The organism is Flagellimonas profundi, assembly GCF_017313275.1.
GTDB classification, from domain to species: domain Bacteria; phylum Bacteroidota; class Bacteroidia; order Flavobacteriales; family Flavobacteriaceae; genus Flagellimonas; species Flagellimonas profundi.
The window spans coordinates 1,733,251-1,757,341 of record NZ_JAFLNM010000001.1 but is presented as its reverse complement, the minus strand read 5'-3'; the positions used below and the strand labels follow the sequence as shown (position 1 = coordinate 1,757,341).

23 protein-coding genes are annotated in these 24,091 nt (G+C 42.3%); 9 read left to right on the top strand and 14 right to left on the bottom strand.

The genetic code is table 11. The features are described from left to right. Positions 1–57: 57 nt before the first annotated feature. The 5 genes from J0654_RS08105 to J0654_RS08085 are packed head-to-tail and all read right to left on the bottom strand — an operon-like array spanning position 58 to position 6,124. Positions 58–1,326: an adenylosuccinate synthase gene (locus J0654_RS08105; protein ID WP_207027515.1), complete on the bottom strand. Its 1,269-nt coding sequence runs from the start codon at positions 1,324–1,326 to the stop codon at positions 58–60. A gap of 12 nt (positions 1,327–1,338) precedes the next feature. Beyond that, positions 1,339–1,794 carry a Fur family transcriptional regulator gene (locus tag J0654_RS08100; RefSeq protein WP_207027512.1) on the bottom strand — a complete coding sequence of 152 codons (456 nt, stop codon included), beginning with the start codon at positions 1,792–1,794 and terminating at the stop codon, positions 1,339–1,341. A 44-nt stretch (positions 1,795–1,838) separates the two neighbouring features. Continuing rightward, positions 1,839–4,043 (bottom strand): RelA/SpoT family protein, encoded by a 2,205-nt coding sequence (locus J0654_RS08095; protein ID WP_207027510.1) that lies wholly within the window; start codon positions 4,041–4,043, stop codon positions 1,839–1,841. Positions 4,044–4,087: 44 nt separating this feature from the next. Beyond that, a complete protein-coding gene (locus tag J0654_RS08090; RefSeq protein WP_207027509.1) occupies positions 4,088–5,320 on the bottom strand; it encodes a M48 family metallopeptidase in 1,233 nt (410 codons plus the stop codon). A gap of 3 nt (positions 5,321–5,323) precedes the next feature. Next, positions 5,324–6,124, bottom strand: a complete 801-nt coding sequence (locus J0654_RS08085; protein ID WP_237685909.1) for a TrmH family RNA methyltransferase — start codon at positions 6,122–6,124, stop codon at positions 5,324–5,326. A 69-nt stretch (positions 6,125–6,193) separates the two neighbouring features. Between J0654_RS08085 and J0654_RS08080 the strand changes: the two genes are divergently transcribed. Further along, positions 6,194–6,997, top strand: a complete 804-nt coding sequence (locus J0654_RS08080) for a DUF6503 family protein (RefSeq protein ID WP_207027505.1) — start codon at positions 6,194–6,196, stop codon at positions 6,995–6,997. A 58-nt stretch (positions 6,998–7,055) separates the two neighbouring features. On the opposite strand, the gene J0654_RS08075 is transcribed toward J0654_RS08080, so the two are convergent. The 6 genes from J0654_RS08075 to J0654_RS08050 all read right to left on the bottom strand — a co-directional run bounded on the left by J0654_RS08075 (position 7,056) and on the right by J0654_RS08050 (position 15,220). After that, on the bottom strand, positions 7,056–8,348 hold the full coding sequence (locus J0654_RS08075; protein WP_207027503.1) for an amidohydrolase family protein: 1,293 nt from the start codon (positions 8,346–8,348) through the stop codon (positions 7,056–7,058). Positions 8,349–8,358: 10 nt separating this feature from the next. Next, on the bottom strand, positions 8,359–11,304 hold the full coding sequence (locus J0654_RS08070) for an amidohydrolase family protein (protein WP_207027493.1): 2,946 nt from the start codon (positions 11,302–11,304) through the stop codon (positions 8,359–8,361). Between the two features lie 59 nt (positions 11,305–11,363). Next, positions 11,364–12,437, bottom strand: a complete 1,074-nt coding sequence (locus J0654_RS08065; RefSeq protein ID WP_207028039.1) for a DUF3810 domain-containing protein — start codon at positions 12,435–12,437, stop codon at positions 11,364–11,366. Between the two features lie 103 nt (positions 12,438–12,540). Next, entirely contained in the window at positions 12,541–13,647 is a 1,107-nt protein-coding gene (locus J0654_RS08060; protein WP_207027492.1) for a peptidylprolyl isomerase, read from the bottom strand. Positions 13,648–13,658: 11 nt separating this feature from the next. Next, positions 13,659–14,207 carry a gliding motility-associated peptidyl-prolyl isomerase GldI gene (gene gldI / locus J0654_RS08055; RefSeq protein ID WP_207027489.1) on the bottom strand — a complete coding sequence of 183 codons (549 nt, stop codon included), beginning with the start codon at positions 14,205–14,207 and terminating at the stop codon, positions 13,659–13,661. After that, entirely contained in the window at positions 14,204–15,220 is a 1,017-nt protein-coding gene (locus J0654_RS08050; protein WP_207027488.1) for a DHH family phosphoesterase, read from the bottom strand. The genes gldI and J0654_RS08050 overlap by 4 nt, the downstream gene beginning before the upstream one ends. Positions 15,221–15,294: 74 nt before the next feature. Between J0654_RS08050 and J0654_RS08045 the strand changes: the two genes are divergently transcribed. Both J0654_RS08045 and J0654_RS08040 read left to right on the top strand, forming a co-directional pair. Further along, the gene (locus J0654_RS08045) at positions 15,295–16,329 is read left to right on the top strand and encodes an alkaline phosphatase D family protein (RefSeq protein ID WP_207027486.1); all 1,035 of its coding nucleotides are present in this window, start codon (positions 15,295–15,297) and stop codon (positions 16,327–16,329) included. 49 nt (positions 16,330–16,378) lie between these two features. Further along, the gene (locus J0654_RS08040; RefSeq protein ID WP_207027484.1) at positions 16,379–16,798 is read left to right on the top strand and encodes a nucleoside-diphosphate kinase; all 420 of its coding nucleotides are present in this window, start codon (positions 16,379–16,381) and stop codon (positions 16,796–16,798) included. A 240-nt stretch (positions 16,799–17,038) separates the two neighbouring features. Here the strand turns inward: J0654_RS08040 and J0654_RS08035 are convergent, their stop codons facing one another. From J0654_RS08035 to recF, 3 genes are read right to left on the bottom strand one after another with little or no spacing between them, the layout of a single operon-like run. Next, entirely contained in the window at positions 17,039–17,335 is a 297-nt protein-coding gene (locus J0654_RS08035) for a DciA family protein (protein WP_207027482.1), read from the bottom strand. Further along, positions 17,335–17,757, bottom strand: a complete 423-nt coding sequence (locus tag J0654_RS08030) for a hypothetical protein (RefSeq protein WP_207027480.1) — start codon at positions 17,755–17,757, stop codon at positions 17,335–17,337. The genes J0654_RS08035 and J0654_RS08030 overlap by 1 nt, the downstream gene beginning before the upstream one ends. A 4-nt stretch (positions 17,758–17,761) precedes the next feature. Then, positions 17,762–18,841, bottom strand: coding sequence for a DNA replication/repair protein RecF (gene recF / locus J0654_RS08025; RefSeq protein WP_207027478.1), 1,080 nt, complete (start codon positions 18,839–18,841; stop codon positions 17,762–17,764). 127 nt (positions 18,842–18,968) lie between these two features. Here recF and J0654_RS08020 point away from each other — a divergent pair, with 127 nt between their 5' ends. The 6 genes from J0654_RS08020 to J0654_RS07995 all read left to right on the top strand — a co-directional run bounded on the left by J0654_RS08020 (position 18,969) and on the right by J0654_RS07995 (position 24,091). Next, on the top strand, positions 18,969–19,730 hold the full coding sequence (locus J0654_RS08020) for a tetratricopeptide repeat protein (protein ID WP_207027470.1): 762 nt from the start codon (positions 18,969–18,971) through the stop codon (positions 19,728–19,730). A gap of 3 nt (positions 19,731–19,733) precedes the next feature. After that, positions 19,734–20,216, top strand: coding sequence for a 6,7-dimethyl-8-ribityllumazine synthase (gene ribH / locus J0654_RS08015; protein ID WP_207027468.1), 483 nt, complete (start codon positions 19,734–19,736; stop codon positions 20,214–20,216). 138 nt (positions 20,217–20,354) lie between these two features. Further along, positions 20,355–20,639, top strand: a complete 285-nt coding sequence (locus tag J0654_RS08010) for a riboflavin synthase subunit beta (protein WP_207027466.1) — start codon at positions 20,355–20,357, stop codon at positions 20,637–20,639. Next, positions 20,639–22,489: a DNA mismatch repair endonuclease MutL gene (mutL, locus tag J0654_RS08005; protein WP_207027464.1), complete on the top strand. Its 1,851-nt coding sequence runs from the start codon at positions 20,639–20,641 to the stop codon at positions 22,487–22,489. Before J0654_RS08010 ends, mutL begins: the two co-directional genes overlap by 1 nt. Then, complete coding sequence (locus tag J0654_RS08000; RefSeq protein WP_207027462.1) at positions 22,490–23,224, top strand: rhomboid family intramembrane serine protease; 735 nt, start codon at positions 22,490–22,492, stop codon at positions 23,222–23,224. 3 nt (positions 23,225–23,227) lie between these two features. After that, positions 23,228–24,091, top strand: a complete 864-nt coding sequence (locus J0654_RS07995) for a rhomboid family intramembrane serine protease (protein ID WP_207027460.1) — start codon at positions 23,228–23,230, stop codon at positions 24,089–24,091.

The following is a 24,091-nucleotide window of genomic DNA, read 5'->3' as shown; positions in this document are numbered from 1 at the left end:
TCCGTGATTGGACAATTGGACCTATAAGTTACTGAAAAATGAACAAAAAATCGAGGCTTATCTATGAATAGTCTGTAGCCTATCGGGACCTACGGATACTATTTTAATGGGTACGTTCAACTGTTTTTCCAAGAACGCAATATAGTCGTTCAGGGTCGCAGGTAAATCTTCCGCTTTAGTCAGTTTTGTAAGGTCTTTGGACCACCCTTTCATTTCGGTGTATATAGGTGTTACGTATTCTTCCTCGATGTTGTAAGGTAGGTGCTGAATTTCTTCCCCCTTGTACTTATAAGATGTGCAAACTTTAATGGTGTCAAAACCGCTCAAAACATCGGCTTTCATCATCATAAGCTCCGTAACCCCGTTTATTTGGACCGCATATTTTAGAGCTACAAGGTCTAACCAGCCACAACGGCGTGGTCTACCTGTTGTAGCACCGAATTCGTTGCCTATTTTAGCCATTTTAGCACCATCCTCATCAAAAAGTTCTGTAGGGAAGGGTCCGCTGCCCACACGCGTGGTATACGCCTTGAAAATCCCTAACACGCGCTTGATGTTATTAGGTGCAACACCCAATCCTGTACAGGCACCAGCGGCTGTAGTATTGGAAGATGTCACAAACGGATAGGTTCCAAAATCTATATCTAAAAGCGATCCTTGTGCACCCTCTGCCAAAATTTTCTTTCCTTCTGCCTGTGCCTTAAAAATATACTCCTCGCTATCAATAAAGGTCAATTTTTTCAGCGTTTCCACACCTTCGCAGAAGTCGGCCTCCAATTCATCCAAATTATACTGGATGTCCACATCATAAAAATCGATCATGGCCTCGTGCTTATTGGCCAGGGCACGGTATTTTGTTTTCCAATCATCAAACTCCAAATCTCCAACACGCATACCGTTACGGCCGGTTTTGTCCATATAAGTTGGTCCGATACCTTTTAGGGTGGAACCAATTTTGGCCTTTCCTTTTGAAGCTTCTGAAGCGGCATCCAATAAACGGTGTGTTGGTAGTATAAGGTGTGCCTTTCTAGAAATGAAAAGCTTGGATTCGATATCTATATTGAACTTCTCCAAGTTGTCCAATTCTTTCTTGAAGATTACAGGGTCTATCACAACCCCGTTGCCCACAACATTGATGGCATTTTCGTGAAATATTCCTGATGGGATGGTGTGCAGGACGTGCTTTATGCCATCAAATTCCAGTGTGTGCCCTGCGTTTGGACCTCCTTGAAATCTGGCGATAATATCGTATTCCTTGGTCAGTACATCAACAATTTTTCCTTTTCCTTCGTCTCCCCATTGGAGTCCAAGCAATAAATCTACCATGTAATGTTCGGGTTATTCGGTTAGGTTTTCTTCTTTGTTTCGAGTTCCGTAGAAATATAATGAGTGATTGTTGATCTTGATGTCAAAAACCTCTTCAATTGTTTTTTTGATGGATTGGATGCGAGGGTCACAAAATTCCACTACTTCACCAGTGTCCGTTAATATGACGTGGTCGTGCTGACGGTTGAAATATGATTTCTCATATTTCGCCTGGTTCTCACCAAACTGATGCTTTCGCACTAATTTGCTTTCCAGTAAAAGTTCGATTGTATTGTAGAGTGTTGCTCGGCTTACCCTATAATTCTTGGTTTTCATTTTAATATAAAGGGACTCCACATCAAAATGATCATCACTATCGTAAATTTCCTGTAAAATGGCGTAGCGTTCAGGGGTTTTGCGGTGTCCTTTTTCCTCAAGGAACGAGGTGAACACGTTTTTTACAATTTCCTGATTTTTATTGTTTCCCATAGCTCGTTATACTCTATGCTAATGTGCAAAGGTACAGTTAAAAATTAAATTCTGGTTACTTTATCAATACCTTCCACTTGCTTTAAACTGTTCATCAAACGTTTCAGGATATTGTTGTTTTTTACCACTAGTGTAATCTTTCCTTTAAAGGTACCGCCATCCGCGCTAAAGTTAAGGTTGCGCATGTTCACGTGCATATTATCCGAGATGATCTTGGTAATATCTTTCACCAATCCCATATTGTCGATCCCCGTGATTTTGATGTCTACGGAGAATTCTTCTTGAGAGGAATCTATCCATTTGGCACTGATGATGCGGTAGGCATAATTGGATTGCAGTGAAATAGCGTTTGGGCAGTTTTTTTTGTGCACTTTAATGCCATCGTTCACACTTACAAAGCCAAATACCTCGTCCCCTGGAATTGGATTGCAGCATTGCGACAGTTTATAGTTGAGCCTTTCTTCCTCCTTGCCAAAAACGAGCAGATCGTATTTGGTGGTAATCTCGTTTTTATCAATATCCTTAGGGGCGGGTGTCTTTCGCATCCTATTTTTAAAGAAATTGATAAACGCATTGTGATAGGAGGATGCAAAATCCTTCAGTTTGTCGTTGTCGATTACACCGATACCGACCCTATAAAAGAGATCCAAACTTGTCTTCAGCTTGAAAAAAGTTACGAGTTTGTTGACAGTGTCCTCATTCAAGTTGATTTTTTGTGCCTTCAGTTTACGGCGCAAAATCTCTTTACCTTCTGCTGCAACCTCTTTTTTCTCCTCGCTCAGCGATGATTTTATTTTAGATCTTGCCCGGGCTGTTTGTGCATAATCCAACCAGGTTTGGGTGGGCTTTGCACTTTCCGATGTTATGATTTCCACTTGGTCACCACTGCGGAGCTTGGTTCCCAAGGGCACCAATTTTCCATTGACTTTGGCACCCCGGGTCTTCATCCCGATTTCTGTGTGGATGTTGAAAGCGAAGTCCAGGGCCGTTGCACCCTTGGGCATTGATTTTAAATCTCCTTTTGGGGTGAAGACAAATATTTCTTTGGAATACAGGTTCAGTTTAAATTCCTCCACAAAATCAACTGCATTGCCATTGGCACTTTCCAATGCTTCCTGCAATTTGTTCAGCCATTCCTCAATGCCCTGTTCTTTTTGTGCTCCGTGCTTGTATTTAAAGTGGGCCGCATAGCCTTTTTCTGCAATCTCGTGCATGCGCTCACTTCTGATCTGCACTTCTACCCATTTTCCCTTTGGACCCATAACCGTGATGTGGAGCGCCTCGTAACCGGTGGATTTGGGAGAGGTAATCCAGTCGCGAAGACGTATGGGGTTGGGGGTAAAGTGATCCGTAACAATGGAATATATTTTCCATGCTAGGAATTTCTCATTCCTACGGTCCGATTTGTATATAATCCGAATCGCAAACTTATCGTAGACCTCATCGAAAGTGACATTCTGGGTCTTCATCTTTTTACGGATGGAGAAGATGGACTTCATACGACCTTTGATGTAGTAATTAAGGCCTTCCTTGTCCAAAGAGGTACGGATAACATTTGCAAAATCCTCAATGTAGGCAGCACTTTCTTCTTCGGTATCTTCTATTTTGGCCGAAATGTCATGATACACCTCGGGTTCCGTATATTTTAGGGAAAGGTCTTCTAAATGTGTTTTGATGTTGTACAGTCCAATTCTATGCGCGAGCGGGGCATAGATGTACAAAGTTTCCGATGCGATTTTCACCTGTTTGTGCTCCGGCATGGAATCCATGGTGAGCATATTGTGGTAACGGTCGGCTATTTTAATGATGATTACCCGGACATCATCATGCAGCGTCAGGAGCATTTTGCGAAAGTTCTCAGCCTGCTGACTGATATCCTTGTCCTTTTTTAGATGGGCAATCTTTGTAAGCCCGTCCACAATCCGCGCTACGGTCTCGCCGAACATGCGTTCAATATCGTCCAAAGTGTAGGCCGTGTCCTCAACCACATCATGGAGAAGGGCAGAGGCAATGGAAACGGCATCCAGCCCAATTTCCGAAGCTACGATCTTGGCAACGGCAATCGGGTGGAAAATGTAAGCTTCCCCGGATTTTCTTCGCTGGTCCTTGTGGGCATCCACAGCCACATCAAAAGCGGTACGGATCAACTTCTTGTCCTCGTCCGTAAGCGTCTGGTAGCTTATGCGAAGTAATTCCTTGTACTGCTTCGCAATCTCCTTGTTCTCTTTTTCAATAGCAGCCTCTGTCATAGTATTTTAAATTTACTACAATCTTATTATCTAACCAACAAAATCTATGCCTTTAGGTTTCGGATACGTTCCACCAAAGGTGGGTGGGAGTAGTGAACAAAAACGTAGGCAGGGTGTGGGGTTAAGTTGCTCAAGCTTTTCTTGGATAATTTTTTTAAGGACGAAACCAAAGGTGTTGCGGCAAATGTGTTCTTGGCAAAGTCATCGGCCTGGAACTCAAATTTTCGGGATAAGTAGTTCATGATCAATCCTGTCAATTCGGAAATTGGACTGTACAACAGCGCGAACCCGACCAAAGCGGCATGAAAGCTTGGTGTGGATACCCCTATTGCCAAAGATATTTCTGGATGGTTGATGAACAAGGATAGTATAAAAAGTGTTAGTCCAGTGGTCAACAATGAGACCACAAGATTCACAATGATGTGTCTGCGTTTATAATGACCTACTTCGTGGGCCAGGACCGCCACGATTTCATCTTCGGTCAAATCATTGATCAAAGTGTCGAATAAGGTGATGCGTTTTTCTTTTCCAAAACCCGAAAAATAGGCATTTGCCTTGGTAGATCTTTTGGAACCATCGATCACGAAAATATTTTGAAGTTCGAACCCTACTTTTTGGGCGTAGTTTTCAATGGAGTTTTTAAGGCTACCGTCTTCAAGAGGCGTTTGCTTGTTGAACAATGGTACAATTAGTCGACTGTAGAACAAATTGATAAACAGGATAAAAATACCTACTGCAATCCAAGCATAAATCCAAAAATTGGGCCCCGTGGATTGGTAGAACAGCATAAACAACGTTAAAATCCCCCCTCCAAGAATGATTGTTATGATGCCGCCTTTTATTTTGTCGGAGAAAAAGATGGATCTGGTTGTTTTGTTGAACCCGTATTCTTCCTCGATCACAAAGGTTCGGTAATAGGAGAAGGGGAGCCCCAAAATAGCACTACCCAACATAATGATACCGAAGAAAATCAATGCCATTGGGATACTGTCCTCCGTAATGGAACGTGTGAATTGGTCTACCCATTCAAAACCTCCAAAAGCAAGGAAGCAGATGGTCAGGACCAGTGAAAATCCATCCGAAATAATCCCGAATTTGTAATTGGTCCGTTTGTATTGTTGCGATTTTTTATACTCGTCTTCATCAAAAACATCGGCAAGTTCGGGTGGCAAAGTAGATCTGAAACGTTTGGCGTTCAGGTACTCCAAATACTGTTGAACCAAGTATTGGACCACAAGAATGGCCAGGATTACATAAAAGAGTGTATTTTTTTCCATAGCTTAAAATCCGCGCTGCCGCTTCGCCTCAAATATAAGTATTGCGGCGGATACCGAAACATTCATGGAGTCTATTTCTCCTTGCATCGGTATAATTATGTTTTGGTCGGAATTTTGAAGCCATTTTTCTGTCAATCCAGTAGCTTCTGTTCCCATTACGAGGGCCGAAGCGGCTTTAAAATCACAATCCACATAATTCTTGGAAGCGGTTAAGGCAGCACAGTAGATTTTGATTTGGTTGGTTTGTAAAAAGTCAATGATCTCGTCCGTTGTACCCACGCCTATTTGGTTGGTGAAAAGGCAACCAACGCTAGAACGGATAATGTTTGGACTATATAGGTCGGATTTGGGATTTGCTATTAAAACGGCATCGACTGCAGCGGCATCTGCGGTGCGCAACAATGCACCGATGTTCCCCGGCTTTTCGGGTGCTTCGGCAACCAACACCAAAGGTGTTTTATTTGTAAAGGAAATATGTTCCAACCCATGATCTTTGGAATGCATGAGCCCAAGAATACCCTCTGTGGTGCCGCGATGGGCAATTTTGCCGTAAACGCTTTCGGAAGCCTGGATGATTTCTGGATTTGAGCCACTGGTAAAAGCTTCAATGGAACCGGAGCCCATGATCTCAGGACAAAAAATAAGGGTTTGTAAAGTGTATCCTCCCTTTTGGGCCAATTCAATTTCCCGCTGTCCCTCCACAACAAAAAGCCCACTTTTTCTCCTTTCACGTGATTTCTCTTTTAGGAGCAGGATTTTTTTAACCAATGGATTTTGGGCACTACTGATCAGTTTAGCTTCCATACACCTGGTAAAAATAGCCATTCCTGTAATTATAGAAAGAGGTTTTCGACCAACAGGTAAAATTAAAACATGAACAAAATAACCATCCCATTACTTTTTTTGGGCTTGACCGCTTGTAAACAAACCCCTAAGCTTGTAAAGGTTGAAGAACCTGTTCAGCAAGAGATTTCAGAAACCAAGAACCAATATCCAGATGCATTGGAAGCGGTTTTTGATGCTCATGGAGGTTTGAATGAATGGAAGAAACAACGAACATTGTCTTTTGTACTTCCCAAGCCGAATTTACCTGAAACACACACTATTGATCTCTGGACCAGAAAGGATAGAATTGACACCGAACAATTTTCAATGGGTTTTGATGGCGAACAAGCCTGGCTTTTGAATGTAAACGGCAGTTATGAAGGTGATGTGGGCTTTTACCATAATTTGATGTTTTACTTCTATGCCATGCCCTTTGTATTGTCCGACGAAGGAATTATATACTCGCAAGCTGAAGACTTGAATTTTGAAGGTAAAAGTTATCCTGGAATCAAAATCGCTTATCAATCCGGAGTTGGTGCTTCTTCCAAGGACGAATATTATATCCATTTCGATCCAGAAAGTCATAAAATGGCCTGGTTGGGCTATACGGTGACTTATCGTTCAGGGGAGAGTTCTGACAATGTAAGGTGGATCAATTACGCAGATTGGCAAGAGGTGAATGGATTGGTGTTGCCAAAATCCATTACATGGTATAGTTATGAGGGAAGAAAAGTTTTAGAGCCTGCCAGTACGATTGCGTTTAAAGATGTCACCATTAGTGAGGATCCTCGGCAGGATGGTTTTTATGCTAAACCAGAAAACGGGGAATATGTGCCTGTCAAAACCAACTGATTGAAAAAACAAAAAGGCGCTCAAACGAGCGCCTTTTTTTCTTAAAAAAATTAGATTTCTATTTTCCTTCTCTTTCGTATTTTCCCATGTACCTTTTCCAAAGTTCGGTCTGGTGGGTTTCCAAGGAAACGTCCCTACCATCGATATAGGCTTTGGAAAGTTTGTTGGTCCTCATATCCAACGCATCCCCTTCAGAAATAAATAGGGTGGCACTTTTACCTTCTTCCAAAGTTCCGTACATATCGTCAATGCCCAAGATTTTGGCGGTATTGCCAGTGATCAATTGTAAAGCCGTTTCCTTATCGAGCCCTTGAGCCACTGTTTGCCCTGCATAAAAAGCAAGGTTCCTCACTTGGAAATTAGCGGCATCTTCATTCTGCAATCCTACCAAAAGACCGGCATCTACCAACAATTTTGGCAATTTGTAGGTAATGTCATAATCATCATCATCAAAACTCGGCAAGGAGTGGGTACGGCCTACCAAAACAGGTATATTGTGTTGTTTTAGTAGATCGGTAATTTTGTTGGCACGATATCCTCCAACGATCACCACGTTTTTAACACCCATTTCTTTGGCCAAGGTCACTGCATCGGTCATTTCCTTTTCGCCATCGGCATGGATGTACAAACGCTGTGAGCCATCAAAAAGGCCCTGCATAGCGGCAAAGGGCAAGTTCTTCTCATCTCCGTTGGCTTTTCCGTATGCCATGGAATTTTGGAAGAACGTTTTAATGTCATCCATTTCCTTTCCGTAATCTTCGTTGGGAATGTACCCTCTTTCTTCACCTCTCCACCAGCGACCTCTTCTAAAGAAATTAGGCCAATTCAAGTGAATGCCATCATCTGTTTTAAGAGAGGCATCTTCCCAGTTCCAGGCATCGAACTGCACAATACTGGAAGTTCCCGAAATGGTGCCTCCCTGGGGTGTCACTTGTCCAATAAGAACACCATTGGGCCGCATACTTTCCACTACTTTGGATTCTGCGTTGTATGCGATCAAACTACGAACATGTGGAATCATTTCGCCAATTTCGTCTTGATCGTCACTTGCCCTAACGGCATCAACTTCTACCAGACCAAGGGATTTGGAAGGAGCAATAAAGCCAGGATATACATGTTTGCCCTCGGCATTGATCATGGTGCCAATGGTCGGCGCCATCAAATCGGCTCCAATGGCCGTAATTTTCCCATCCTTAAAAATGATGGTACAGTTCTCTATCACCTCTCCATTACCAATATGGGCCGTAGCGCCAAGAATGGCAATTTGTTCGGATTGAGGTGGGGCAGGGGTTTGCTGTGCGTTCAATGAAACCCCAAAAACAATTGCTATGATTAAAAATATTCTTTTCATGATCTATTTTTTAAAGGGTGTCACAATTAAACTCTTGTTTCTTGCTCTGAACGGGAGTTCTGGATTTTTCACCTTTTTTGTTCTCGTTCAACATCATTCCGATCAATTGGTTACGTTCCTTTTTGATGGATTCCCTCAGCTTTTTGTCCTTTTCGAGATCGAAATACACTTTTCCTTCGATCAAGGTTTTTTCAGCTTTGGCATAAACGGATAGCGGATGGTCTGTCCACAGGACAACATCGGCATCTTTTCCTTCTTCAATACTACCTACACGGTCGTCCAAATGAAGCAGCTTCGCTGGATTCAATGTTACCATTTTCCATGCTTCGATTTCTGACATGCCTCCGTATTTTACCGTTTTGGCGGCTTCTTGGTTCAACCTTCTGGACATTTCGGCATCATCACTGTTGATGGCGACGGTCACTCCTTGGCTGGACATGATGGCAGCGTTGTAGGGAATCGCATCGTTCACTTCATATTTGTAGGCCCACCAGTCACTGAATGTACCTCCGCCAACACCATGTTCGGCCATTTTATCTGCCACTTTGTAGCCTTCCAAAATGTGGGTGAAGGTGTTCACGCGAAAATCAAATTTCTCAGCGACCTTCATCATCATATTGATTTCACTCTGTACATAGGAGTGACAAGAAATGAAACGCTCTCCGTTCAATATTTCGGCCAATGTTTCCATTTCCTCATCGTGACGGTATGGTTCACCGCTCTTTTTCTTTTCGTCATACTCCTTGGCACGCTGGAAATAATCAATATATACTTGCTCAACACCCATCCTTGTTTGTGGAAAACGGGAGTAACTGCCCCAGTTGGACTGTTTTACGTTTTCACCTAACGCAAATTTGATGAACTTGGGTGAATTGTCGAATACCATATCCTCTGCACTTTCTCCCCATTTCAATCTAAAAATAGCGGATTGCCCACCAATGGGATTGGCCGAACCGTGCAACAATTGGGCGGTGGTAACACCTCCGGCCAAATCGCGATAAATGGCGACATCCTTTGAATCGATAACATCTTCCATTCGTACTTCGGCAGAGGAATTTTGCCCGCCCTCGTTAATGGATAGCGCAGCAATATGTGTGTGCTCGTCAATAATTCCAGCAGTTAGGTGTTTGCCAGTAGCATCAACCACTGTGGCACCACCTGCACGCAAGTCTTTTCCGACTTTGGAAATTTTTCCGTTTTTGATGAGCACGTCAGTATTTTCCAAAATGCTTTCGCCTGTCCAAACCGTAGCATTTTTGAACAGTATATTTTCTTGCTTTGGTTTTTCCTTGAATCCATACCCTACATTGGGGTAGGTAAGAGCCATGAGTGTTGGTTTCTCAGCAGCTTCTTTCTCTTTGGATTTTTCTTCAAAAGATGAGGTTTTGGTCATTGTGGCCGAAGTTTCGTCACCATTTGGAAGAACCACGCTTCCCTTTATGGTTTCGGAGCCTGGTAAAACATGTGCTACCATTCTGTACGAACCAACATTGTCCCCACTGAAAGAGATGTTCAACCAATCTGAGGAATAATCTATTTTGGAGTCTACGGATTCGTCCCCTTTTTTAATTTCGGCCTTTGGCTTGTCAGCATCTCCTGTTAGAGAGACTTTATACGTACTACCATTTACAGCAAGGTCGTAATCGCCACGGATATCGATAACATCCATGCTCTCTATCACGTTCTTGTTGCCTTGGACCCAGTTTTCGTAAAGGGTGGTCCCTTTGTCAAAAATATCGCCCGAAGTGATCAAAAAGTTAGCCTGGCTTCCAGCCTGTAGTGAACCAATTTCGTTGGATTTTCCTAAAATCGCTGCAGGAACGGTGGTCAATGCTTCCAACGCCTTGGTTTTGGAAAGTCCATAGCTGATGGCTTTCATAATTTTCTCTTTCAATTCTTTAGGGGATTTGAGACCATGCAAGGTAATGGAGAAATCCACTCCATTATCGGCCAAAACCTTTGGATTGGACGGCGCCAAGTTCCAATGTCTCATATCTTTCAAGGCGATGTATTTGGCCTGGTATGGATTAGATACGTCGAATGCATCTGGAAAATTCAACGGTAGTATCAATTTGGCGTTGGTTGCTTTTATTTCATCAATGTGCTCATATTCGTCTCCGCCTGCCAAAATGGTATACTGGATACCAAAAAGGTCCCCTATTTTATCGGCACGTAACACATTGCCGTTGTCACCAGCGGCATAAATTTGGGTTAACCCTTTATTGTCGATAAGTGCTTCCAAGGAACGGTCCTTGGTGTCCACATTACCCTTGCTGTACCAGTCCATATCGTAATACACTTGGCGCATAAGGGCCATTGCACCCATTAATGAGCCTGGGTACGATTGTCTGGAAGCCCGGCTCTTTTCAAAGGAAAAGTATTGTGCAGACTTATCTGAGAGGATTCGTTGCGCTTCCGAGGCATCATCGTTCAAAGCCACCAATAGGCCGGTTCCTCTTGCGATACCATCTTCAATGTGAGTATTTATGGTTCCAAAACCTGCATTTCTCAGTTCTTTGGCTTCTTTCTCATTATATGTAAAGCTGCTGATGGCATTATTTTCTGGCATAATGTGGTCGTTCCAGTAAAACCCTTCTCGCGACGGACCATATTGTGCCGACCTTCCACTGCCACTAGCTTGTTTTGGAAGCTCCACACCAAACCCAGAAAACACATCAATGAATGAAGGATAGATGGATTTTCCACTCAAGTCTTCTACGATTGCATTTTTGGGAATATTTACGGATTTGCCCACTTGTACCACTTTACCGTTTTGAATCAGCAACGTACCATTGTTGATCACTTGGGTGGGGGTCACATAGATTTTGGCATTGGTTAATGCCGTGTAATTGTTGTTTTTCTTTGCCTTTACACCGTCATTTATTGGAAAATAATCCTGTGCGAACAAAGAAACACTGCCCATGAAGAGAAACAGGGCTAAAAGTTTAAGTCTCATAAGGTTTGAATTGAATTAGTCGGTTTAAAGATAACCTTTGTGAAAGGACTCTACAAGTTTCAATCCTTCTGATAACCTTGTTTTCGGTAGTTGATGATAAGTCCAACGACCGCATTGTAGCTTTTTATACCATCTTTTTGGTTGTTCACCTTTAAAAAAGTGTTGAATACGGATTTAAAGACCGGTTCCATGGGGTTTTTATATTTTTCCCAAAAATCACGTAATTCATTGAAGTTTTCCTTTACTCCAAAGTTGATGGTCGCAACTATCTCATTATAAGTTTGCTCATCTTTATAATAAAGGTCGGAAAGGCAATATCCAAGGGCATGGTTATAGGCTGAATATTTAAAGTAAGGGTCCTTGCTCTGAGAGGTGACCAAGTAGCCGATGAAATTGGTGGCGCCCTCAGCGGAGTAGCCCAATTGATGCCCTACCTCGTGCCCGCTCACCGTGGGCAGCCTAAATTTTGGTGTAATCCCGTTCACTTGAGCCTCGTTGGTAAAAGGATTAAGGTAGCCGCCGTATCCCATGAAGGTCAATGGAACGCTATAAATAGATGATTTTAAACTACGATGCCGATATCCAAAATCGGGGTATTGCTCTGCAAAGTTGGCATAGGCTTCTTTCGTTTTGGCAAAGATTTCTTTTTTGGAGTAGGGGATATGAACTGGTGAGACGGTATCCCCTGTTAGCTCTAGTTGATATTGATTTGTTTTTTTTATGATGAACTGCGTTAGTTCGACCAACTCATCGACCGTATATTCACGTTCGATTCCTAGTTTCCAAGTGATGGGTTGCCTATGGTAGTTCATGCCCCAGAACAGGTGAAAGGCAAAATATATGATGGAAAGGACGACAATAATGTCTTTAAGAAAGAGAAGAGGTTTTCTTTTAATGCTTTTCCAGTGTTTGTAAATGTATCGAATTACTAAAATGACGGAAGCTGTGTAAACCAGATCTCCGAAGGAGAATGGAATCCAACCGAAGAGAATTCTCAAAAACCCTGAAATGTAGAAGTAGATGCCATTGCTGTAATATTCTTCCACAAAACTGGGGTAATGGCCCATCCACCTTACCAGTATAATTTGTAGAGGTAGGCCAATGGCGATTATAGTCTTGGTTTTTTGTGTCATCAAAAATGAAAACAATAGGTTTTAAGATTCCATATAATGGAGAGAACAACTAAAAAAAGCCGTACGGAAAAGTACGGCTTTTTTTAGTTATGCTTTTGGAATTCTATTGTTCAATTCCAACAATTTCTATATCAAAAACCAAAGTGGAACCGCCAGGGATGGGACCATAATCGTTGTCGCCATACCCAAGGTGTGGAGGGATGAACAAGCGAACTTTGTCCCCGACCTTCATGGTCAACAAACCTTCGCGGAAACCTGCTGCCAATTGCGCATCGGGGCTATAGCTCATAGGAAAAGGCATGTAACCTCCTTGATCTCTCCTGCCAGGGTTCAATTGGTTGAATTGTTCCGCAATTTCTTGAATATTGCTATCGAACAAATCCCCGTTGAACAACCAACCTGCGTAGTTTACCAATACATTTTGACCTACTTTTGGTTGTTCTCCTTCACCTTCTTTAAGTTTTAGAATACGAAGACCGCTGTCAGTTTCCTCCGCTTCGTTGATCTGCTCAGTAAATTGGGCCGCTAAATCTTCCTTCATTTTTTTGAACGCCTCTTCTGCCGCTTTGGCTTCCTCGAAATAGTCGCTCATAATCTGAACGGCATCAAACTGCCTGGCTTCTTTGCCCTTGCGTACAATTTCCACATGGTCCATTACAACATCGGTAATGGGTCTGTCACCAGGTCCCGTTTCAACATTGGCAATGGAATCGACCACGTCCATTCCTGCCACAACTTCACCAAAAACAGTGTGTTTGTCATTCAGCCAAGGGGTTGCCTTGTGGGTGATAAAAAACTGACTACTATTGGTCTTTGGACCTCTGTTGGCCATGGATAGTATTCCTTTTTTTGAGTGTCTCAAGGAATCGTTGAACTCATCTTTAAAGGTATAACCAATATTACCGCTTCCACTACCGGTCGGATCCCCACCTTGAATCATAAAGTCCTTGATTACCCTATGGAATACGATGCCATCATAGAATTTCTTGTCCTTATACTCATCGTTTACAAATGGATTCTTTCCTTCGGCCAAGGATACAAAGTTGGCGACGGTAACAGGAGTTTTTTGGTATTCCAATTGGATAATGATATCCCCTTTGGTGGTTTGGATATCAGCAAAAATTCCATCGCCCAAATCGGCATACTTGCTCGATTTACACCCTATGATTACTAGTAGGAATAAGGGGATGATGTAAAATAACTTCTTCATTGCTTATAAATTTAGTTTAAACTGTCGTTGTCTATAATGATCGTATGTAATTCTACCGATGATTTAAGCGGTATTTTTGGCCCAATGGCCTTGTTGTCGCCTTGATAGCCATAGGCCAGAGGTGAAGGGAACAAAAATGTCGCCTTCTCGTTTATTTTTAAAAGCTTCACGGCATTTTGGAGGCCAGGGAACAATTGTTGTTTATCAATTACATGTGAGGTCGGTCCAATTTCTTCTGCTGTGTATATGGTGTCATTTTTCAGGCTCATCAAATTATAGGAGAACAAAATTTGGTCACCGGTTTTTGGTCGATAGCTGGCTGTGTCGTTCTTGGTCTCGTAGTAGTACCAAAATCCATCCGGACTCGAAATATATTCATGAACCGTGTCCTTGGAAATAATTCCCTGTATCGCTGCTTCTTCCGCGGCCAATAATTTCTTGGTGCGTTCTATGGACGCTTTGTAAAAACTTCCCGATTTAACTTCTACGGGTCTTCTGGGTTCTGGACCCCCACAGCTCGCAACAATCGCAACCAATAGAACGGCTAGGAAAAATCTCATGGGTTCAATTTGTCTTTATAGGTTTTTAAAATATCGTTGAATCTGGAAATTGTTTCTTCCATGCTGGTTTCGCTTCTTCCACCCGCTGCATTGGTATGTCCACCTCCGTTAAAGTGTTGTCTTGCAAATTCGTTAACGGAAAAATCCCCTACCGAACGTAACGAAATTTTAATAATCCCCTCTTCCCGATTTTCGATAAAAATGAGGGCAAAAATAACGCCTTCCAAAGTTAGCCCATAATTTACGAACCCTTCGGTATCCCCCTTTTTAAAATCGTATTGGTCCAATTCGTCTTGGGAAAGGGTGATGTAAGCGGTCCTAAATTCAGGAAGGATGACCATGTTGCTCAAGGCAACACCCAACAAGTGCAATCGGGACGGAGAATTGGTATCAAAAACCTTCTGGTGAATCTCCATATTGTCCGCACCTTTGTCAATAAGTTCGGCCACCACACGGTGCGTTTTGCTCGAAGTGGAACGGTATTTAAACGATCCTGTATCGGTCATGATGCCCGTGTACAGATTCGTGGCGATATCAGCGTCGATTTGATCGGTTTCCCCTAAAAAGGCGATAAAGTTGTATACCATCTCACAGGTAGAGCTCATGGTCACATCGGAATAGGTTACCTTGGCGTAGTCGCTCGGTTGTTGGTGGTGATCGATCATAATAAAATCGGCCTCAGCTTCTTTCAAAACCGATTCCATTTGCCCAACACGGGAAAGGTCGTTAAAATCCAAGGTGAAAATAACCGAAGCCCCATTAATGACTTCTTTGGCCTTTGGGTTTTCCCTTTCAAAATTGATGACTGTATCGTTTCCTGGCATCCATTTCAGGAATTTTGGATAGTCATTCGGTGCAACTACATAAGCGGTATGCCCCGTCGCCTTTAAAAATCCATATAGTGCCAAACAGGATCCCATGGCATCCCCATCGGGATTTCGGTGGGGAATGATCGCTATATTTTGAGATTGGGAAAGAATCGACTTTACCGTCGTGATATCCGCTGAATTCATGCGGCCAAATATACAATAATATAATATAGAGGTAACTCGGTTTATCCGTATTTTTGATTTAGTAAAAACACATCATGAAGCAATTCCATATTTTTCTTGTTGCCTTGGTTTTGTTTTCTGCCTGCAAAAAGAAGGTGGAGAAAACAGCAGATATCGAAGCGCAGTCGAACCCTGATTTTGTGGTGGCCTTCGGCTCCTGTAATATGTCACAAGAACAGAATCTTTTTTGGGACGATATTTTGGCGGAAAACCCAGATGTTTGGATTTGGGGCGGGGACATTGTTTACGCCGATACGGACGATGTGGAAAGATTAAAGTCGATTTATGCCATGCAGGACACCGTTGCGGGATATGCCAAATTAAGAAATGAAGTACCTGTTATCGGGACTTGGGACGATCACGATTTTGGTTTAAACGATGGTGGTGCTGATTTCGCTATAAAATCCGAAAGCCAACAAGTGTTTTTGGACTTTATGGGTGTGCCGAAGGATAGTGAAAGGAGAACCCAAGAGGGTGTTTATACTTCGCATGAATATGAAGTGCCCGCAGGTAAGATAAAGGTAATCGTACTGGATACCCGCTATTTTAGAAGTGAGCTCATCAAAGATGAGGATTCCAAAAAACGGTACAAGCCAACAATGGATTCCACCGCAACCGTACTGGGAGAAGCCCAATGGCAATGGCTGGAAAACGAACTGAAAGGCTCCGATGCTGATTTCAATCTGATCATGTCCAGTATTCAGGTGCTTTCGGGCGAACATGGGTTTGAAACTTGGGGCAATTTTCCTCTAGAGGTTAAGAAGCTGGAAAATATCATAGTGAAATCGGGAGCAAAAGGTGTGATTATTTTGTCTGGGGACCGTCATATTTCCGAATTTTCCAGGGCAGATGTTGTTGGACTATCGTATCCGTTGGTGGATTTTACAAGCAGCGGACTTACCCATTCTTACTCAAGCTTTAGTGGCGAACCCAATCAGTATCGTGTAGGCGAGGTGGTCTCCGATAAAAGTTACGGTGTAATCACCTTTGATTTTGATAAAAAGGAAGCCGATATGAAGATGAAAGGAGATAATGGGGTTCTGCTCCAAGAGTTAAAACAACGCTATTGAGCCTTGTACCTTGGTTGAAAAAGCTTAAGTTTGCGCAAAATTTAAAAAAATGACTGGAAATAGGACTTTTACCATGATTAAGCCTGATGCCGTTGAAAATGGGTACATCGGAGCAATTTTGGATAAAATTACGGCTGCTGGATTTAAGATTGTGGCCATGAAGTACACACAATTGAGCAAGAGGGATGCCGAAATATTCTATGCCATCCACAAAGAGCGTCCATTTTTTGGCGAATTGGTGGAGTTTATGACAAGAGGGCCGATCGTTGCTGCCATCTTGGAAAAAGATAATGCTGTGGATGATTTCCGTGCGTTGATCGGTGCAACCAACCCAGAGGAGGCTGCCGAGGGAACCATCAGAAAATTGTACGCTGCAAGCATTGGTGAAAATGCAGTACACGGTTCCGATAGCGATGAAAATGCTGCCATTGAAGGTTCTTTCCATTTTTCGGGAAGGGAAATATACTAAGATAGATACAAGATATTTTTAATCAAGGCCACCTTTATTGGTGGCTTTTTTATTTATTGTGTGCCTGATACGGAATTTCCTAGGTAATTGATTGTGCGTTATAGATTTGGTTGGATTTCTCGTCGCTTCGCTTTGTCGAAATGACCACTATGAAGGTATTTGTCATTTTGAGCCAAGCGAAAATCTCTTGATTCAATAATTGATGGTTGTTCTCGACTGCACTCGAACTGACATGGTGAATTACCGCAACACCAATTTTTTGACCAATTCCTTGCCCAGTTCCTCATTGATCATTTTAATGATCTTGGTTTTGCCCAAACTCAATTCCTCCCTGAGGACGGAAGAGGAGAGCGATACATAAAGCGTCTCGTTTTTGAGTTCAACGGCCGAAGTGTAATTGTTTACTCCATTTCCCATGAGTTTTATCCAAGCTTCTTTGGCATCTACCTTGTCCATGCCTTTTTGGAGCTTGTTTTCTTGGATGAATTCGCTCAGTGCTTCGCTCAACGGAATATGGGAACTGTGTCTTTTGGCCATTACTGTGGGATTTTTATAGGTTCAAAGCGTTTGTACTTGTAGGTAACACCTTCTTGATTGGTAACAGAAAATGAGACCGAATCCAACTGCACCAGTTTTTCTTCCCACTCGCTCAGTTCGGTTGAATACCTTAGTATGTAAGTTTCATTGGTTCTTGATACCTCAAAACCTTCCACATCTTTGGATGTATCGTAGGTCCCGTTAAATTTGGGTTTCATTTTTTTTCGGTACCCCTTGTTTTCTTTCAACTGGATGAAATCGATACTTGGGTTCATTCCATATTCTTTGATGGAACCATCGGGGAATTTCACTTCCGATATTTCCCAGTAACCATTCAAGTAATGCAAATCTTTTTCATTTACGGATGAATCACTACAGCTCCAGAACAGTAAAATCAATAAAAAGGGAAGTATGCGTTTCATGATGCTACAAGGTAAATATTTTATAACTCTGATGAATGTTTTTGACCACATTTTCGGTTCGGTCTGCATGGGTATCACTGATAAAGATTTGACCGAAATTATCGTCCTTGACCAGTCCAACGATATGGGATACCCTGTTTTCGTCAAGTTTGTCAAAAATGTCATCCAACAATAGAATGGGAGTGGTATCCGCCAATTGCTTGATGAAATGGAATTGTGCCAATTTCAAAGCGATCAAAAATGACTTTTGTTGACCTTGGCTCCCGAATTTTTTAATTGGATGGTCCGCAATCGTAAAGCTTAGGTCATCTTTATGGACACCTACCGAGGTGTATTGTAGGGCACGGTCTTTCTCAATGTTGTTTTTTAGAAGGCTCAACAAATTGTCATTGCTCAATTGACTTTCGTAGGAGAGGTCGATTTGTTCATCTTTTTCGGAGATGTTGTGATACTGTTCCTTGAAAATGGGCAGAAAAGAATCAATAAACTCAACTCTTTTCCGGTGGATGGCCGTTCCCAGCATGTCCATTTGTTCGTTATAAATGCTCAGGGTATCGGGGTCAAAAGTACGATTGGCCACAAAATACTTTAACAGTGAGTTCCGCTGCGATACAACTTTATTGTATTTGAGCAGGTTTTGTAGATATACCTTGTCCGATTGCGAAATTACACCATCCATAAACTTTCTGCGGGTGTCGCTCCCTTCCAAGATTAAATCGCGATCCGATGGCGAAATGATCACCAGGGGCAAAAAACCAATGTGCTCCGAAAACTTCTCGTAGGGTTTTCCGTTGCGCTTGATTACTTTTTTGGTGCCTTTTTTAAAGGAGCATAGAATTTTTTCGGTTCTCTCGTTTTTCTCAAATTCTCCCTCGACCACAAAAAAATCGGCTCCGTGCTTTATATTTTGTGTGGAGACTGGGTTAAAGTAGCTTTTGCCAAAACACAAGTGATAAATGGAGTCCAAAACATTGGTCTTTCCTACCCCGTTATCGCCCACCAAACAGTTGATTACAGGGTCGAATTCCAACGTCTTGGAATCAAAGTTTTTATAATTGACTAAGGATAAATGTCTTAAAAACATAAAAAGTTAGAGAAACGGTTTGGATTTAAAAGGTGGCCCTTTAAAAAAGGGAATCCAAAAATAACGAATAAATTACCTTTTGGTTTTGGATAAAAACTTTATTTTTGCGCGACCAATTAAATGACGGATGGCAACATACAAGAAGAGAGGCTTTAAGCCAAAAAATAAGGAGGAGGAAGCTAGGATAGAGGAACACGACAGCACAACAGCTGAAGTTTTCAATACTTTGGACGAAAGTGCTTCCAAGACCGAAGAGTGGGTTCAGAAGAACCAGAACTATATTTTGGGCGTTATTGGAGTAATAGCCGTGGGCGTTTTGGCCTACTTGGGTTACCACCAATTCATCCAGAACCCAAAAGAAGCTTCTGCAGCAAACGAACTTTTTTACCCACAGCAATATTTTGATCAAGCATTGGCAAGTGAAACCGCGAAGGATTCATTGTTTACCTTGGCCTTGAACGGGGCGCAGGGTAAATATGGTTTCTTGGACATTATCGAAGAATACAGCGGAACCAAAGCGGCTAATTTGGCCAAATATTCGGCTGGTATGACCTATTTGAACCTGAAGCAATATGATCAAGCCATTTCGTATCTGGAAGACTTTTCTTCTGATGATGATATAATGGGAGCTATGGCCAAAGGTGGAATAGGAGATGCTTTTTCCCAATTGAACCAGCCTGAAGATGCTTTGGATTATTACGAAAGAGCTGTTGCACACAGTGATAATGAGTTTACGGCACCACGATTTTTGTATAAAGCTGGTGTTGTTGCATTGGATTTGGGTGAAAAAAACAAGGCTTTGGGGTACTTTGAGCGAATTAAGGAAGAATTTCCTGATTCACAAGAAGGCAATGGTGTTGACGCCCTAATTGGATTGGCGCAAAACTAAAACATGGCCACAGAGAACAAAAACTTATCTGTTTACGATAAAAACAAAATCCCAAACGCGAAGGAACTTCGGTTTGGGATTGTTGTTTCTGAATGGAACGGTGAAATAACCGAAGCCCTGTATCAAGGAGCAGAAGAAGCCCTTTTGGACTGTGGTGCACTCCCTGAAAACATATTCCGCCAGAATGTTCCCGGTAGTTTTGAACTGACTTTTGGTTGCAAAAAAATGATTCAAACGGAAAAAGTCGATGCTATTGTGGCCATTGGCAGTGTTATACGTGGGGAGACCAGTCATTTTGATTTCGTGTGCAGCGCAACTGCACAAGGTATCAAGGACTTGAATGTCGCCTACGATGTTCCTGTTATTTTCTGTGTGCTGACGGATGATAATATTGAGCAGTCTAGGGCCAGGAGTGGGGGCAAGCACGGAAATAAAGGCACCGAAGCAGCTATAGCGGCTATCCAAATGGCGGTTATAGGAAAGTAAGGGATAAGTTCACGTTTAAAACATCCAACGCTTCCAAAAATCCAAAAATCTGCAGGGGTTGTTAACATTTTTTGGGACTATCGTCCGACCCTTTTTTTCTATTTTGAGTACCTTTGAGCTTACAGCGATAAGGATACCATGCGAAACCCTTTAAAACTTAGGAAAAATAAGAGCTTCGATTACTCCCCCAGATATTATAAGGGAGAGGGGAATCCGTATAAAATTGAACACAAACTTGATAAGTTTAGGACTACGGCGCACTCCAATAGGGGGCTTAAAAATAAGTTTACCTCTGCAATGGATGATCTTCAGACAGAAGGAGATAAAAATTTAAAACTTCGTTTTTGGATTATTGTGGCCGTTTTGGTTTTGCTGTTCCTGTTTATCATTGATTTTGATCTATCAATATTCCTAAATCCATAATGGCGGACATCATTAAACTTTTACCGGACCATGTCGCTAACCAAATAGCAGCAGGGGAGGTGGTCCAACGACCCGCTTCCGTAGTAAAGGAACTCATGGAAAATGCCATTGATGCCGGTGCTACTTCCATAAAACTGATTATAAAAGATGGTGGCAAAACCCTTATCCAAGTGGTAGATGATGGTGTGGGCATGAGTGAAACTGATGCTCGACTGTCTTTTGAGCGCCACGCCACATCCAAAATATCATCGGCACAGGACTTGTTTAATTTGGAAACCAAAGGTTTTCGAGGGGAGGCCTTGGCATCCATTGCGGCCATAGCTCATGTGGATATGCAAACACGTACCGCTGATAACGAAGTCGGGACCCATTTAAAAATTGAGGGAAGTAAAATTGTGTCCCAAGAAGTGGTGGCCACACCAAGGGGAACCTCCATATCCGTAAAAAATCTATTTTTCAATATCCCTGCCAGACGTAATTTTTTAAAGTCCAACCAAGTGGAGCTCCGCCATATTACTGATGAGTTTCATCGTGTGGCAATGGTGCATCCGAATGTTGAATTTCATTTTTACAACAACGGGTCTGAAATATTTAATCTGCCCAGTACAAAGCATCGTCAGCGAATTGTGCACATCTTCGGAAGTAAAATGGAGCACCGTTTGGTGCCCGTAAATGAAGAGACCGAAGTGGTTAAGGTGTCAGGTTTTATCTGTAAGCCCGAGTTTGCCAAAAAGAGCAGGGGCGAGCAATTCTTTTTTGCCAATGACCGATATATCAAAAGCCCTTATTTGCATCATGCCGTGGTGGCTGCTTTTGAAGGATTGATCAAATCCGATACATACCCAGGTTACTTTCTGTTTTTGGATGTAGATCCAAGTTCCATTGACATCAACATTCATCCGACCAAAACAGAGGTGAAGTTTGATGATGAGAATACCCTTTATGCAATTTTAAGGTCTACCATAAAGCATAGTTTGGGCCAGTTTAACGTGGCTCCTGTTTTGGATTTTGACCATGACCCTAATTTGGATACGCCTTATTCCTACAAAGAAAAAGGAGCTGTAATCCCAAAAGTGACAGTGGATGCTACCTTTAACCCATTCGAAGAAACAAGGGCGAAGAAGGGCGGTTCGAGCGCCAATTTTAGTAAACAAAGTACAAAAGGATGGGAAGATTTGTACGAGGGTCTTGGCAATCAGAATGACCATCAAGAGTTCAGTAGTGTGGTAATCGAGTCCGAAAGTGAGGAGCAGGGAACTTTGTATTCGGGAGAAGGGGTCGAGGAGCATTTGGCCAGCACCTTTCAATTACGACGTAAATATGTAGTGAGTACCGTTAAGTCGGGAATGTTGGTCATCCATCAAAATAGAGCTCATGAGCGAATTCTTTTTGAGAAGTTTTTAGGGGAGATTACCGTAAAAGAAGGGGTAAGCCAGCAGTTGCTCTTTCCTTTGGAGCTCACCTTCAATAAACAGGAATTGAATGTGCTCAAGGAAATCGAAGAAAGCCTGACAAATATTGGATTTATATTCGATGGCCTGGAGCACGAAACTGTAAAAGTGACAGGCGTGCCCATGCTGGTTCCCGAAAGTGGGATCGGCACGGTATTAGATCGCTTGATTGCAGACTATATGGAGGGTTATAATGATGGTTCCATTTCGCAGGCCGAAATGTTGGCCAAGGTGCTGAGTAGGAACCTTGCCGTGCGGACAGGGGATATATTGGATACCGAGTCGCAATTAATGTTGGTAAACAACCTTTTTGCGTGCAAGGAACCCAGTTTGAGCCCTTTTCAAAAAATAACATATACCATTATCTCCGAAGGGGATATTGATAAAAAATTCAACTAAATGGGTAGAATGACCGAGGCAGTAAAGCATATATTGATCATTAACGTGATCATGTTTTTTGCCACACAATTATATGGCGATCAGATGTTCCAATGGATGTCGCTCTGGTTTCCACAAAATCCAAATTTTGAATGGTGGCAGGTGGTTTCCCATATGTTCATGCACGGTAACCTAATGCATATTTTGTTCAATATGTATGCATTATGGGCCTTTGGTACGCCATTGGAGCGGATTTGGGGAAAGAATAAGTTTCTGTTTTTCTACTTTTCAGCAGGTTTGGGCTCAGCTGCCTTGCATACTGGGGTCAATTATTTTCTTTTCAACGAAGGAATGAGTGCTTTGGAAGGAGCAGGCATTGCCCGTACACAGGTTTTGGATATTTTGGCCAATGGACAGTATAGTCCAGGTTGGTACGATATTGCAGGAAAAGGAACGATCGACAGTATGTTGACCGCATTTAACACTCCTGCAGTAGGGGCATCTGGAGCTATCTATGGTATTTTGGTGGCCTTTGCTTTTATGTATTCGGAGGCCAAGTTGATGCTCATATTTTTGCCTGTACCTATCAAAGCAAAGTATTTTGTGCCTATTCTGATAGCGGTCGACCTTATTTTCGGGATTGGAAATGTAAACACTGGAGTAGCGCATTTTGCCCACATAGGAGGGGCTTTAATTGGATTTATAATGATGTGGTACTGGAAAAAGAACCAGTTTAACAATAATCGGTGGGATTAACCTATGATGAACGGTGGATTACGATATCAATTTGCGAGGCTTAGCATAGCCGAAAAGCTGATTGCCATCAATGTACTTATTTTCTTGATTGATGGACTCTCGGGGGCATTGTTTGGTTATTCTTTTTCACAATGGTTCCTTTTGCCCAAGGATTTTTTCGAGTTTTTGGCCCAGCCATGGTCGCTGGTAACCTATTCATTTTTTCATGCAGGATTTGGTCATATTTTTTGGAATATGCTCGTGCTTTACTTTGCCGGTCGTATTTTCTTGAATCTTTTTGATTCCCAACGGTTCATCAATGTCTATTTTTTAGGTTTGATGTTGGGCGGATTGGTGTTTTTGCTCAGTTATAACGTGTTTCCGACCCTTGTTAATTCAAATACTGCATTAATTGGTGCATCTGCAGGAGTTAACGCCGTGCTTATTTTTGTTTGTACCTATATTCCCAACCGCGAGGTCCGTGTCATTTTCTTTAATGTAAAACTATGGTACATTGGTGTTGCCTTAGTGGTCAAGGATTTGGTGCTAATAGGGATGGGTGACAATATTGGTGGCGGTATGGCTCACTTGGGCGGTGCATTTTTAGGGTATATGTACGCTCGTCAGTTGTTCAAGGGGAATGATATCGGTTCGGGATTTACCAAACTGAGGTATGCTATTGCTGACCTTTTTAAACCAAAGGAAAAGAAGGCCCCCATGAAAACGGTCTACAGGAAAAAAGCATCATCCAGTAGTAAAGCGGATTACGATAAAAAGGCCAAGCAAAAAAAGATAGACTCCATTTTGGATAAAATCAGTAAGTCTGGTTATGAAAGTTTGTCCAAGGAAGAAAAGGACTTTTTGTTTAAGGCAGGTAAAGAAGACTGA